Below are 12,961 nucleotides of genomic sequence, written 5' to 3'. Positions count from 1 at the left end.
CGTGTTTTCCATTATTTACACTGCTCTTAAAACTTTTTTAGACTGCTGTTCTCGTCAAAACAACAAGTAAAGGCAGGGACAAGCCCCGCCTTCGCTTTTATTTAGGCATTTTTTCCGTGACAGTTTTTGAATTTCTTGCCGCTGCCGCACGGACATGGGTCATTTCTTCCCACTTTTTGTACCTGAACAGGTTTCTTCTTCCCAGAAGTATTACTTTGTTCTTCTGGAGTTTCACCTGGATGAGTTGCTTCACCTTGGGCGACCTGCTCCCGTTGAACATTTTGACGAAGTTCCGATTTCATAAATAGACGGGTAACTTCAAATTCAATGGCTCCAACCATGTCCTCAAACATTTGATAACCTTCTGTTTGATACTCAACCAAAGGATTATTTTGACCATAGGCACGTAAGCCCACAGATTGGCGTAGCTGATCCATTGCATCAATATGGTCAGTCCATTTTGTATCAACCACTCTCAAAATAACAACCTTTTGGAATTCAAGCATTTGCTCAGGACCACTTAGTTGTGCTGCTTTTGTTTCATAGATTTCTTTTGCAGCATTATATAAGTAATCTTTAATCTCTTCTGGTGTTTTCCCTTTGATATCCTCAATAGAAATAGCATCTTCATGCAGGACAGCTGATCCGGCAAAATCTACGATTCCTTCCAGATTCCAGTTTTCTTTTTCTAATTGAGTATGACTGTCAACAACCCGGCTGATTGTCCGTTTTACCATATTCATCAATACATCTGTTAAGTCATTTTCTTCCATGATGACTTCCTGACGCTGCGCATAGATGACTTCACGCTGCTCACGCATCACGTCGTCATATTGTAAAACGTTCTTTCGAGTATCATAGTTGTTTCCTTCCACTCGTTTCTGAGCAGATTCAACTTGTCTAGTCAGCATTTTACTTTGAATAACAGCATCCTCGTCTTCGATCTTCATGCGATCAAGGAAAGCTTTAATTCGTTCTGAACCAAAACGTTTCATCAAATCATCTTCCAAAGAAAGATAAAATTGTGAAATCCCTGGATCTCCCTGACGACCGGAACGTCCGCGAAGCTGATTATCTATACGACGAGACTCGTGCCGTTCTGTACCAATAACGGCCAAGCCGCCTAATTCGACAACGCCCAAGCCAAGTTTAATATCCGTACCACGACCAGCCATGTTGGTTGCTATCGTAACCGCACCCTTTTGACCAGCATTCATGATGATTTCTGCTTCTTTAAAGTGATTTTTAGCATTCAATACTTCATGCGGAATTTTTTCTTCATTTAACATGTTAGACAACAGCTCAGAAGTTTCAACCGCTACTGTCCCTACCAGGATAGGCTGACCATTATGGTAGCGTTCCTTGATATCCTGTACAACTGCTTTAAACTTTGTATCCAGTGTAGGATAAAGTAAGTCCGCACGATCATCACGAACGATTGGTTTATTTGTAGGAATTTGAATAACCTGCATATTGTAAATTTCACGGAACTCTTCTTCTTCTGTTTTCGCTGTACCGGTCATCCCAGACAATTTTTTATACATACGGAAGTAGTTCTGGAAGGTAATAGTTGCCATTGTTTTTGTTTCGTCTTCAATTTCAACGCCTTCTTTTGCCTCAATCGCCTGATGCAAACCATCAGAATAACGGCGTCCATCCATAATACGCCCAGTAAATTGGTCGACAATAAGAACTTTTCCATCCTGTACAACGTAGTCGAAGTCACGAATCATGATGAAGTTTGCACGCAAAGCCTGCTCCATATGATGCGTCAATGCTGTGTTTTCAATTTCGTAAAGGTTATCCAAACCAAAAGCTTCTTCAACTTTTTCCATACCTGCTTCGGTAAGACTAATCGTTTTAGACTGAACGTCGATTTTGAAATCTTCTTCTTCTTTCAGTTTTTTCACAACTAAATCTGTACGTGTATACAGAGCAGTAGACTTTTCAGCCTGTCCTGAAATGATTAATGGAGTACGAGCTTCATCAACTAAAATAGAGTCCACTTCATCAACAATTGCATAGTTCAGCGGACGCTGTACCATTTGATTACGGTAAACAACCATATTGTCTCTCAGATAATCAAAACCTAGTTCATTATTTGTGCTATATGTGATATCCGCATTATATGCCGCACGCTTTTCTTCTGCTGTTTTTGAGTTGATATTCAGACCAACACTCAATCCAAGGAAATTGTACAACTCTCCCATTTCACTTGAATCACGAGTTGCCAAATATTCATTGACTGTTACCACATGGACACCTTCACCGGATAAAGCATTCAAATATACCGGCATTGTAGCTGTCAAGGTTTTCCCTTCCCCTGTTCTCATCTCAGGGATGTTGCCATCGTGAAGAACAATCCCCCCCATAAGCTGAACACGGTAAGGATATAAACCTAATACCCGCTTTGCACCTTCACGAACTACAGCGAACGCTTCAGGCAGCAGTTGATCTAAGGTTTCGCCTTTTTGATAGCGTCCTTTCAGCTCATCTGTTTTGCCGCGAAGTTCATCATCACTTAATTGTTCCATTGCTGAAGCAAAGCTATCAACCTGGTCTGCAATCCCTTCGAGACGTTTTAGTTCCTTTTTATCGTTTTCAATCATCTTTCTAAGAAAATTTGCCATTTTTCAAGTGTTCCTTTCAATTAACTCTATTTATTTTTCTACAAATCACACAATCATTTTACCTGAAATGTACAATCATCCTTCTTATTTTATCATTACTTCATAAGAAAGGAAATAACTTATCCTAAGAATTACTTAAATATTTGTATGTACTCACAATAAAAGCTGGAGAAAAGCACCTGCTTTACTCCAGCCGACTGTTCTACTTGTTTAAGAATGAAACAGCAGTTACTTAGTCTGTTTCGATTAAGCCGTATTTACCATCTTTACGACGGTATACGATGCTTGTTCCATTAGTTTCAGAATCTTCAAAGATAAAGAAATTATGTCCCAGCATGTTCATTTGCAGAACTGCTTCTTCGCTGTCCATTGGTTTCAGTGATAAACGCTTTGTACGTACGATATCAAGTTCAGATGTTTCTTCTGAATTGTCATCTTCTGTGAAGAAAGTTGCTGGCTGTGTATTGCCTAAGCCAGTTTCACGTGATTTACGATTGATTTTTGTTTTAAATTTACGAATTTGACGTTCTAATTTATCTACAACTAAATCAATACTTGCATAAAGATCTGGAGACGTTTCTTCCGCTCTCAATACTAAATATGGAAGTGGAATCGTCACTTCAACTTTTGCAGTTTTTTCAGTATAAACTTTCAAATTAACATAAACTGTTGCTTCAGGTGCATCGCTGAAGTATCTCTCCAGTTTTTTAACTTTTTTCTCTACATAATCACGAATCGCTTCTGTTACTTCGATGTTTTCTCCGCGCACATTATATCTAAACATAACAATTGCCCCTTTCATCTACCACTAAAGAGGGAACTAAAAGGACCACTCTTCCGCTCCCTCTTCTTACTTCCATTATAGCTAACATTTGGATATTTGCCAACAAAATTACTACTCAAATTTCGTTCAAATATTTCAAATTAGCGAGCTAAAGAAAAAGTTTCAATTTTTTCAACCGGATATTCCAAAAATAATTCAGCCGCAAAGAAAAGTGTTCTCCCTGTCGTATATATATCATCAACTAAAATAACACTTCTTTTTTTAAACTGCTGCTTATTCTCTGCGTTAATACAGAAAGGCTGCTGTCCTGCTAACCGCTCTTCCCTGTTTTTTTGTGCCTGAGGTCTTTCTTCATTATTTCTTAATAAAAGCGGAGAATATGAAATTCCTGCTCCTGTTAAGAGTCCTTCTACTTGATTGAACCTTCTTTCCTTCAACCGTTGTTCCGATAATGGAATTGGAACAATCAGATAATCATTTTTATTTTTTAGATACCCACTAATTTCTTTTGAAAAGCTGAAGCGCAACTGATAATTTCCTTTAAACTTATATTCTTCAAACCAATGCTTCATTTCTTTATTGTAATGAAACAATGCGGTATGCTGAAACTTGTAGTCTGGGTATTTTTGTTGCCACAAGCGACAGTCATCACAGTGACTGGTCTCTTGCTGCTCTCGACAACAGCCTGGACAGTTTGCTCCTTTTTCAATCAGTCGAAAATTACTGAGACATTCATTACATAGTTCGTTAGCATGAATAGAACGAAGCAATAAAAGCTCCGGGATTGGAAGTAGCTTAACAATTTTCTGGTTACAGTACAAACAGTTCATCTATCAACCCTCGTTTTCTAGCCAACTGATTCATCTTTTTAATTTGATAAATACTAGTTTTAACTGCTTTGGTCTGTCCGTCACATAAAAAATAGACTTTTGCATTGGTGAATTCTGCCTTGCGATCAACTCTTCCAGCAATTTGGACTAATACAGATTCTGTAAATACCGGACGTTCTGCTCCCAGAACAATTACAGACACCCGCTCGAACGTTACTCCACGTTCCAAGATAGTCGTCGTCAGAAACAAACGGAATTTTTGGGCTCTCATCCCCTGAACCTTTTCTAACCGTTTTTCATCTTTGGAATGGACGGCCTCTATTGCAAGGTCCTTCATCTCTTTATTTATTATAGGATAAAGCATTTCCAGTATTTTAATGCTTGGACAAAACAACAAGATGTTATTTTGAGCTACTAATAACCGAATCATTTCTTTTAATTCTTTAGGAATGAAGCCTTTTTTAATTTGTTTATACCAGCCCGCACACCTTTTGACTATTGGAACAGGTAGTACCCTTCGATGATATCTAGCTGGTAAAACGATTGTAGCTAGCTGACCTTTCCCCATCTCATTTAAGAGCTTCTTTGTCGGTGTTGCCGTCAGATAGACAAGGCTGCCCTCCTCTTTCAGAGCATTCTGTGCGCCTCTATGAAGTATTTCTTCATCTATATAAGGAAAGGCATCCACCTCATCAATTATTAGTAAATCAAAAGCTTGATAAAACCTCAACAACTGATGTGTTGTACAAACAACCAGCTTTGTATAACGATAAAGTTCTTCCACTTTTCCATGTAAAAGCAAAATATCTTCAAAAGGAAACACCGCTTTAATTCGTGGAAAAAGCTCTAGACAGACGTCAACTCTAGGAGAAGCGATACAAATCCGACTGTCTTTTTCTAATAAGGCATGGAGCGTTTCAAACAGCATTTCTGTCTTGCCTGCCCCTGTCACTGCCCACACCATACCATTTTTCTTGATTTCAGTAAGATGACGTAACTCATCTGAAACGACTTTCTGCCCGTCAGTCAATGTTCCGTTCCATGAAAAGACCACTTTCCTCGACTCTGTTTCAGGCTCAGGCAAATGATAAAAAACTTCTGTGCTGTCTACTCTTCCCATTTGAATACATGACGGACAGAAAAATATCTCACTACTTAAATGGACAGCTGATTTTTCATGTATGCTTCCACAACGGCAACAACTGACTCTTTTATGGGTTATTTCCATTGCAGGTAGTTGAATAGCCTTGGAAAATTCTTCGATTGCTGTAAGTTCCTTCTTCATAACTCTTCTTCCGGTCAGTTCATTCATTCGTTATCCCTCCAAAAAGAATATTCGCAAAAGAATAAAGTATCAATTAAAAAAAAGCTCAAAACTGTTTGTAAACGGTTTCGAGCTTTTTTAATTAATTTTTCAGTTTCTGCACTATACTAAATAAGCCATTTTGATTTTAATAACTTATTAAAAACAACATATTCTTTCTCTAAATTAACCTGAGCAACTTGATAGCTTGCATTTAGCCAGCCATAAGCGCCTTTTTCAGGATGTTTATAATCATTTGCCCACCAGTCAGAATCTTTACGAGCTGTTTTAGGGAGACCAGAGTACGGAAAAAGCAACTCATCAAACTGAGTGAAAGTCAAAGTCACCTGTGAACCACCGTTTTCTTTCAAATACTGTGTCACATGATCATATTTCTTTGATCGCTCTTTTGCCATTTGATCCCTCCTTTTTAATATTATCTCACAAATCATTGAAGATTCAACCACTTGAACTTATTTTTCAAGCGGTTTCTAGTTGCCTAACCTGTTTTTTTTACCTATACTTATAGTATTACCTAAATGAAAAGGAAGAGCCCATGATTGATCATTATTTTACCATCCGTCAGGATGGTCAGAGTGAATTAGAGATAAAAAAATCACGCTTTATTTGTTTTTTAAAGCGTGTTTCAACAGAAGAAGAGGCGAAAGCATTTATCGCTGGAATAAAAAAAGAACATTGGAAGGCAAATCATAACTGCAGCGCATTTATTCTAGGAGATCAAGGAGAGATTCAGCGCAGTAGTGATGATGGAGAGCCTAGCGGAACAGCTGGTATTCCTATGCTGGAGGTTTTGAAAAAACAGGAGCTGATTAACGTAGCAGCTGTTGTCACCAGGTATTTTGGCGGAACGAAGCTAGGGGCGGGTGGACTGATTCGGGCTTATAGTCATGCTGTCTCTCAAGCAACAAATGAGATTGGTATTGTTGAAGGTAAGCTTCAACAGGAAATTATTTTGGATATCGCCTACCCGCAGCATGGAAAACTACAGAATTTTTTGGAAGCCAGCAGTTACACAGTAAAGGATACTCAATTCAGTGAGAAAATTTCAGTTATTTGTCTAGTGGATGAGCATTTAACTAAACAATTTATTGCGGAAGTTACTGATATTTTAAATGGACAATTTTCGTACATCGAAGGAACAACCAGTTATCATGAGATTCCCGTAAAAAAACTGTGACATAAAATGTCACAGTTTTTTTCAGTCTTTAGCAGATAAATACTTTTATGAACTTTTTTCCCAAAGTATTTATCTTTAACTATAAATGTTTTTTGAAATAATAATCAACTACTGATTTTTTTGTAAAGTTCATTCGTTTTATCGAATGTGTAGCCGTTAGCTAGCAAAACACCACATGAGCCTAAATTTTCAGGTTCCGGCTGAACAATAATCCGTTCGGCATTTTCCGATTGAAATACAGTATCGGTTAGTAGAACAACGATTTGTTTACCAATCCCTCTACCTAAATACGCGTCTTCTCCAATCATATAATCAATGCTGAAGGTGCCTTCCAGTTGTTCAGACCCGTGCCATGTTTCACCACTCTCTGAAAATTGATAATACTGACAAAAGCCGATTGGCTGGTCATTGTGCTCAACAATAAAGTGGTGTAGAAAGCTAAAAGCTTCCCGCCGCTCTCTAACTTCCAGTAGCCAGTCTTCAGGGTCGTGATACCAACGTGCCACATGCTCTTTTTTCATCCAGCTTTCAAATAAACAAATATCTTCGTCTGTAAATGGTCTTAATGATAAATTCATAGTAAGTTCCTCCAAATAGTTTAGATTTATACATTCATTTTAAATCTATCTATTCGGCGGGCCTCGTATTCTATTTTCCTTTACAATTTAGCAGGGATATCTAATTCTCATCGTTCTTCCTCCTCTATTTTTCTAAGTAAAATTCAAATCGATTACCAGCGTATTGTGTTCGTACGTACTCAAACGGACGACCATCCTCCAAATAGGATATTTGACGTAGTCTAAGGATTGCTGCTCCACGTTTCATGTCCAAATACTCGGCAATTTGCTCAGATGCAAGCATTGCTGAAATTGTCTGATTTGCTTGTCCAATTTTGTAGCCGCCTTTTTCCTCTAGCGTTTTATAAAGAGACATGCTGATTTCCGATTTACTATACTTTTCTACAAGTGAATAAGGGATACTGGCTACCTCAAAACAAATAGGGACATCATCCGCATAACGAATCCGCTCCATTTTCAAAATAGAATCATCTTCACTTAATTGTAGTTTTTCTAATTCACTGGAGCTTGGTTTAGCAATAAAATAGGAAACTGTTTTACTCGAAGGTACCCGGTTTTGAGAAAGCATTATTTCTGTAAAACTAGTTGTCCCAATCATTCTTTCCTGCACCTTTTGGCGGGCAACATAGGTTCCTGAACCAATCTTTCTTTCAAGAATCCCTTCATCCGCGAGCGTCTGTATTGCTTGGCGCAAGGTCATTCGACTGACCTTAAACTGCACAGCCAGCTCTCGTTCCGATGGTAGACGGTCGCCAATCGCCCAATGACCTTTTTCAATATCTTCTTTTATTTTATCATGAATTTGTAAATATATTGGTAAAGATGAAGTCATCTCTATCCCCCCTCGTTATTTTTCTATCTCAAGTATAACTGGTATATACCTGATTAACAACCATAATTTTAAGTATAGCTTATCAAAAGATAATTCTGCTTTTTTTGGTCTAACTAATGAACAGACAAGAAAGAAGGTTTTCTTCAATTAAAGACAACAAATTGGTCTGTCCTTTTCATCAAGTAACAAGAGTTTAGTTTTGCCAGCGCGGCAAACATTTTTTTAGTTGACTAGTCCAGCTAATTAATCTGCTGTCTTGAAGAGCCTCCGCTTTACTTTGTTTAAGAAGCAGTCTTGTATATACCTTTTATGTAGACAGAAAAAATCCTTCTTATTGCTGTGCAGCCTCGCAATAAGAAGGATGTGAAGTAATAGCTGTTTCGTTTTCAACATCTAACACTTTTATTCAGACAGCTTTACTTCGTTTAAGAACGTACTTCGACTTCTTCTTTTGCCATCTTGTTGGCAGTTGCCATCATTAGTCGAATTCTGTTTAATTGATTAACCAAAGAAACACCTGGATCATAGTCAATCGCTGCAATATTGGCTTTAGGATATTGATGTCTTAGCTCTTTAACGACACCTTTTCCAACAACATGATTTGGAAGACACCCGAACGGCTGCATACAAACAATATTGTTTACACCTGCTTTCAATAGCTCAATCATTTCACCGGTTAAGAACCAGCCTTCACCGGTATGATTTCCTATTGAAAGGATTTTTCCAGCATCTTCAGCCAATTCATAAATTGAGGCAATCCCTTCAAAGCGTTCGGAATTTCTTAACGCCTTATCCATTGGCTTCTCTACTAATTCAATCATACGAATGGCAAATTCAGCAATCATCTTACTCTTTTTAGACATCCCCAGATTTTCATATTTAAAGATTTGGTTGTATAAAGAATAGTTCATAAATCCGACAATATCCGGAACAACTGCTTCGGCTCCTTCTTCTTCCAGCAATCGGACAATATCATTATTTGCCGTAGGAGAGTACTTCACCAGAATCTCTCCCACAACTCCAACTTTAGGTTTAACAATATCCAAAAGAGGAACTTCGTCAAAGTCTTTGATGATTTTCTTCATATTTCTATTAAACTGGGTTAATGAACCATTTCGAACGTTCTTTTCGATCTTTTTGAGCCATTCTGTATGCATCTTATCAATCATTCCCGGCTCAGTTTCGTACGGCCGAGTCCGATAGACAACTCGTTCAAATAGGTCGCCATATAAGAATGCAATTGCAACTCTTTTTAACAGAGGCAGAGTAAATTTGAATCCTGGATTAGATTCCACCCCTTTGTTCCCCATTGAGATTGACACAACAGGAACCTGAGGGAATCCAGCATCATTCAAGGCCTTTCTGAGCAAAGGAATATAGTTCGTTGCTCTGCAGCCGCCGCCAGTTTGGGTCATCATGACACTTACATTATTCAGATCGTATTCTCCACTTTGTAAAGCTTCAACTAGCTGTCCGATAGAAATGATTGCCGGATAGCAGGAATCATTATTCACGTATTTCAACCCTACGTTGACAGCTTCACGGTCTTCTGCCGGCAAACAAACCACATTATAACCGGATGCCTTCAATGCAACATCTACTAATCCGCTTTGATGAATTGGACTAAGCATTGGCAGCAGTAGTGTATGATCTTTCTTCATCTGCTTAGTAAAGACAATTTTTTCTTGAGTCTCTTCTTTCAGCTGGGGTTCAAAGCCTTGTTTATCCCGTTCACCAACAGCTGCTTTTAATGACCGCAAACGGATTCGAATAGCCCCTAGATTAGAGCCTTCATCAATTTTTAAAACCGTATAGATTTTTCCGTACTGATCCATAATTTCTTCTACCTGATCTGTTGTAACAGCATCTAACCCGCAGCCAAACGAATTCAACTGAACAAGCTCAAGATTTTTAGATTTTGCTACCACCTTTGCTGCAGCATATAAGCGGGAATGATACACCCATTGATTAACTACACGGAGATTTCCAATGTCACCAAGATGGGAGATACTATCCTCAGTTAAAACATGAAAACCTTCTTGTGTAATCACTTCAGCAATGCCGTGATTGATTTCCGGATCAAGATGATACGGTCTTCCAGATAAAACAACACCTTTCTGACCTTTTTGGTTTAGCATCAGAAGTGTTTCTTCTCCTTTATTGCGGATATCCGTTTTGAAATTTTCAAGTTCCTCATAGCCCAAATGAAGCGCCTTTGTAATTTCTTCTTTAGAAATACCTAAATCAGCAAAGCAGTTCGCCATGACGTCCGCCACAGAAGCTTCGTTTGCCAAATTAATAAACGGATTACGATAATCCACTTTTCCTTCACGAATGTCATCCACATTATTTCGGATAACATCTGGATAACTTTGAACAATTGGACAGTTGAAATGATTGTCTGCCTTTTTATCTTCTTGACGTTCAAATACAACACCTGGATAAAAAATCATCGGGATGCCTTTATCAATCATTGCCTGAATATGTCCATGAGCAATTTTTGCCGGATAACAAGCTGTATCGCTTGGAATAGTCTCCATTCCTTGTTCATACAATTCCTTATTGGAGCGAGGTGAAAGCTCCACTCTGAAGCCTAGCTCTGTAAAAAACGTAAACCACAAGGGATAATTTTCATACATATTTAATACTCGAGGAATACCTACTACGCCCCGCGGTGCTTCTTTTTCCTTCAGTGCCCGATATTTGAATAGCCGACGATACTTATAATCTATAAGGTTCACTTTACGGTCTTCACGTTTAACTTTAATTCTTGCTCCGCGTTCACAGCGATTTCCAGTAATGAATTTCCGACCGTCTGAAAAAACTGTCACTGTCATCATACAGTTGTTTTCACACAAACCACAATGAGTGAATTCTTTATCTGCTGTAAAAGCTTCAAGCTCTTCATATGGCAGCAGCGTTGTCTGCTCTCCAATCTCATAATTTTCCAGAGCAATTAAAGCAGCACCATAAGCACCCATCAAGCCTGCAATAGAAGGACGAACTACTTCTCGTCCGCTGATCATTTCAAACGCTCTTAAAACTGCTTCATTATAAAATGTTCCGCCTTGACAGACAACTTTTTTTCCCAGTTCTTCTGGTCTGCGAATTTTGATTACTTTATAAATCGCATTTTTGATAACTGAATAGGAAAGTCCAGCAGAAATATCCCCAACTGAAGCTCCTTCTTTTTGAACTTGTTTTACTTTGGAATTCATAAACACTGTACATCGCGAGCCCAAATCAACAGGCGCCTGAGAGCTTAACGCTTCTATTGCAAAATCCTTCACATCGTATTTCAAAGACTTTGCAAAAGTTTCTATGAAAGAGCCACAGCCTGATGAACAAGCTTCGTTCAGCTGAATGGATGATAAGACACCGTCTTTAATTGTCATGGCTTTCATATCTTGACCACCGATATCCAGTATAAAATCTACTCCCGGCTGAAAATGATCAGCTGCTTTATAATGAGCCATAGTTTCAACTTCGCCAATATCAACTTTCAAAGCATTTTTGATTAGGTGTTCTCCATAACCAGTAACAGCTGCCTTGCCAATAAAAACATCCTCTGGCATTTGTTGATATAAGTCCTTCAAGACGTCCATTGTCGTTTCCAAAGGCTGTCCCTGGTTATTTCCATAATAAGAAAACAGCAAATTGCCGTCCTCATCAATCAATGTAACCTTCGTTGTTGTTGATCCAGCATCTAATCCTAAGAATGCTACACCTGAATGTTTAGAAAAAGCTTTTTCAGTCGCTTTTGCCTGATTATGTCTATCTCTAAACGCCTGCAGCTCATCTTGATTTTTAAATAGTGGTTCCAACGTATCTGTCGGCTTCAGCTGTTCCTTATCCCCTTCAGTTAAACGTTCCAAGAGCAGAGACAGCGTACTTTGTTCTGCATCTTTAGAATAAATTGCAGCTCCCATAGCGACAAAAAGCTGAGGATTTTCCGGAAAAATCACATCTTCTGGTTGAATATCCAACGTTTCTATAAATCTTCTACGCAGTTCAGACATGAAAAAGAGCGGGCCACCTAAAAAGGCAATCTTTCCTTTTATTTTTCTGCCGGCAGCTAATCCAGCAATCGTCTGATTCACAACCGCCTGAAAAATACTGGCTGCAATATCTTCTTTAGCCGCACCTTCATTGATTAACGGCTGTACATCTGTTTTGGCAAATACACCACATCTTGAAGCAATTGGATAGATGGTTTGATAATTTTTGGCTAATTCATTCACTCCATTTGCATCTGTTTTCAACAGAACAGCCATCTGATCAATAAAAGCACCAGTTCCTCCTGCACAGCTACCATTCATTCTCTGCTCCAGAGCACCCTCAAAAAAAGTGATTTTAGCATCTTCTCCGCCTAGCTCAATAGCTACATCTGTTTCCGGGATGATTTCCTCAACTGTACGAGTGCAAGCAATTACCTCCTGAACAAAAGGAATTTCCAGAACATCTGCCAGTCCCATACCGCCTGAGCCTGTAATCATCATCGTTAGTGGCTGGTCTCCACCCAGAAGCTCTTTTGCCTCTTCCAAGACCTTTTCTGTTGCGGCTTTTACATCTGAGTAGTGCCGCTCATATTTTGCAAATTTTGTTTGATTTTCTTCATCTATAATTACTAATTTTACTGTCGTCGATCCGACATCGATGCCTGCCCTCAATTTCATATCTCCCTGCCTCTCCAAGAGAAAAAGTTCACAATCAGCAACACACTGTTGATTAACTTACATCCTGTTTGTTATAATACTTATGTCTATTTTAGGGAGTATTAATTTTTTTTGCAACAGTCAAAAGACC

The 12,961-nt window shown here is 38.6% G+C and carries 9 protein-coding genes; 1 reads left to right on the top strand and 8 read right to left on the bottom strand.

All coding sequences use genetic code 11. The annotated features are described in order from the left end of the window. Positions 1 to 101: 101 nt before the first annotated feature. The 5 genes from secA to ACYSNQ_RS07950 all read right to left on the bottom strand — a co-directional run bounded on the left by secA (position 102) and on the right by ACYSNQ_RS07950 (position 5,963). The gene (secA, locus tag ACYSNQ_RS07970; RefSeq protein ID WP_426082375.1) at positions 102 to 2,630 is read right to left on the bottom strand and encodes a preprotein translocase subunit SecA; all 2,529 of its coding nucleotides are present in this window, start codon (positions 2,628 to 2,630) and stop codon (positions 102 to 104) included. 232 nt (positions 2,631 to 2,862) lie between these two features. After that, positions 2,863 to 3,414, bottom strand: a complete 552-nt coding sequence (gene hpf, locus ACYSNQ_RS07965) for a ribosome hibernation-promoting factor, HPF/YfiA family (RefSeq protein ID WP_426082374.1) — start codon at positions 3,412 to 3,414, stop codon at positions 2,863 to 2,865. Between the two features lie 140 nt (positions 3,415 to 3,554). Continuing rightward, positions 3,555 to 4,244, bottom strand: coding sequence for a ComF family protein (locus ACYSNQ_RS07960; RefSeq protein ID WP_426082373.1), 690 nt, complete (start codon positions 4,242 to 4,244; stop codon positions 3,555 to 3,557). Beyond that, on the bottom strand, positions 4,225 to 5,556 hold the full coding sequence (locus ACYSNQ_RS07955; protein ID WP_426082372.1) for a DEAD/DEAH box helicase: 1,332 nt from the start codon (positions 5,554 to 5,556) through the stop codon (positions 4,225 to 4,227). Before ACYSNQ_RS07955 ends, ACYSNQ_RS07960 begins: the two co-directional genes overlap by 20 nt. Before the next feature lie 119 nt (positions 5,557 to 5,675). Beyond that, positions 5,676 to 5,963, bottom strand: a complete 288-nt coding sequence (locus ACYSNQ_RS07950) for a DUF7662 domain-containing protein (protein WP_426082370.1) — start codon at positions 5,961 to 5,963, stop codon at positions 5,676 to 5,678. A 140-nt stretch (positions 5,964 to 6,103) separates the two neighbouring features. Here ACYSNQ_RS07950 and ACYSNQ_RS07945 point away from each other — a divergent pair, with 140 nt between their 5' ends. Continuing rightward, positions 6,104 to 6,745 carry a YigZ family protein gene (locus ACYSNQ_RS07945; RefSeq protein ID WP_426082369.1) on the top strand — a complete coding sequence of 214 codons (642 nt, stop codon included), beginning with the start codon at positions 6,104 to 6,106 and terminating at the stop codon, positions 6,743 to 6,745. Between the two features lie 104 nt (positions 6,746 to 6,849). On the opposite strand, the gene ACYSNQ_RS07940 is transcribed toward ACYSNQ_RS07945, so the two are convergent. The 3 genes from ACYSNQ_RS07940 to ACYSNQ_RS07930 all read right to left on the bottom strand — a co-directional run bounded on the left by ACYSNQ_RS07940 (position 6,850) and on the right by ACYSNQ_RS07930 (position 12,831). Further along, positions 6,850 to 7,323, bottom strand: a complete 474-nt coding sequence (locus tag ACYSNQ_RS07940; RefSeq protein WP_426082368.1) for a GNAT family N-acetyltransferase — start codon at positions 7,321 to 7,323, stop codon at positions 6,850 to 6,852. 124 nt (positions 7,324 to 7,447) lie between these two features. After that, positions 7,448 to 8,155 carry a GntR family transcriptional regulator gene (locus tag ACYSNQ_RS07935; RefSeq protein ID WP_426082367.1) on the bottom strand — a complete coding sequence of 236 codons (708 nt, stop codon included), beginning with the start codon at positions 8,153 to 8,155 and terminating at the stop codon, positions 7,448 to 7,450. Positions 8,156 to 8,580: 425 nt separating this feature from the next. After that, complete coding sequence (locus ACYSNQ_RS07930; protein WP_426082365.1) at positions 8,581 to 12,831, bottom strand: acyl-CoA dehydratase activase-related protein; 4,251 nt, start codon at positions 12,829 to 12,831, stop codon at positions 8,581 to 8,583. Positions 12,832 to 12,961 lie beyond the last annotated feature (130 nt).

The organism is Enterococcus sp. LJL51, assembly GCF_054871795.1.
Note: the sequence above shows the minus strand (reverse complement) of the source record. Positions and strands in the feature narration are given on the sequence as shown.

Coding starts and splice junctions, on each gene's coding strand:
- secA (WP_426082375.1), bottom strand. CDS start 2,630: ATGGCAAATTTTCTTAGAAAGATGATTGAAAACGATAAAAAGGAACTA.
- hpf (WP_426082374.1), bottom strand. CDS start 3,414: ATGTTTAGATATAATGTGCGCGGAGAAAACATCGAAGTAACAGAAGCG.
- ACYSNQ_RS07960 (WP_426082373.1), bottom strand. CDS start 4,244: ATGAACTGTTTGTACTGTAACCAGAAAATTGTTAAGCTACTTCCAATC.
- ACYSNQ_RS07955 (WP_426082372.1), bottom strand. CDS start 5,556: ATGAATGAACTGACCGGAAGAAGAGTTATGAAGAAGGAACTTACAGCA.
- ACYSNQ_RS07950 (WP_426082370.1), bottom strand. CDS start 5,963: ATGGCAAAAGAGCGATCAAAGAAATATGATCATGTGACACAGTATTTG.
- ACYSNQ_RS07945 (WP_426082369.1), top strand. CDS start 6,104: ATGATTGATCATTATTTTACCATCCGTCAGGATGGTCAGAGTGAATTA.
- ACYSNQ_RS07940 (WP_426082368.1), bottom strand. CDS start 7,323: ATGAATTTATCATTAAGACCATTTACAGACGAAGATATTTGTTTATTT.
- ACYSNQ_RS07935 (WP_426082367.1), bottom strand. CDS start 8,155: ATGACTTCATCTTTACCAATATATTTACAAATTCATGATAAAATAAAA.
- ACYSNQ_RS07930 (WP_426082365.1), bottom strand. CDS start 12,831: ATGAAATTGAGGGCAGGCATCGATGTCGGATCGACGACAGTAAAATTA.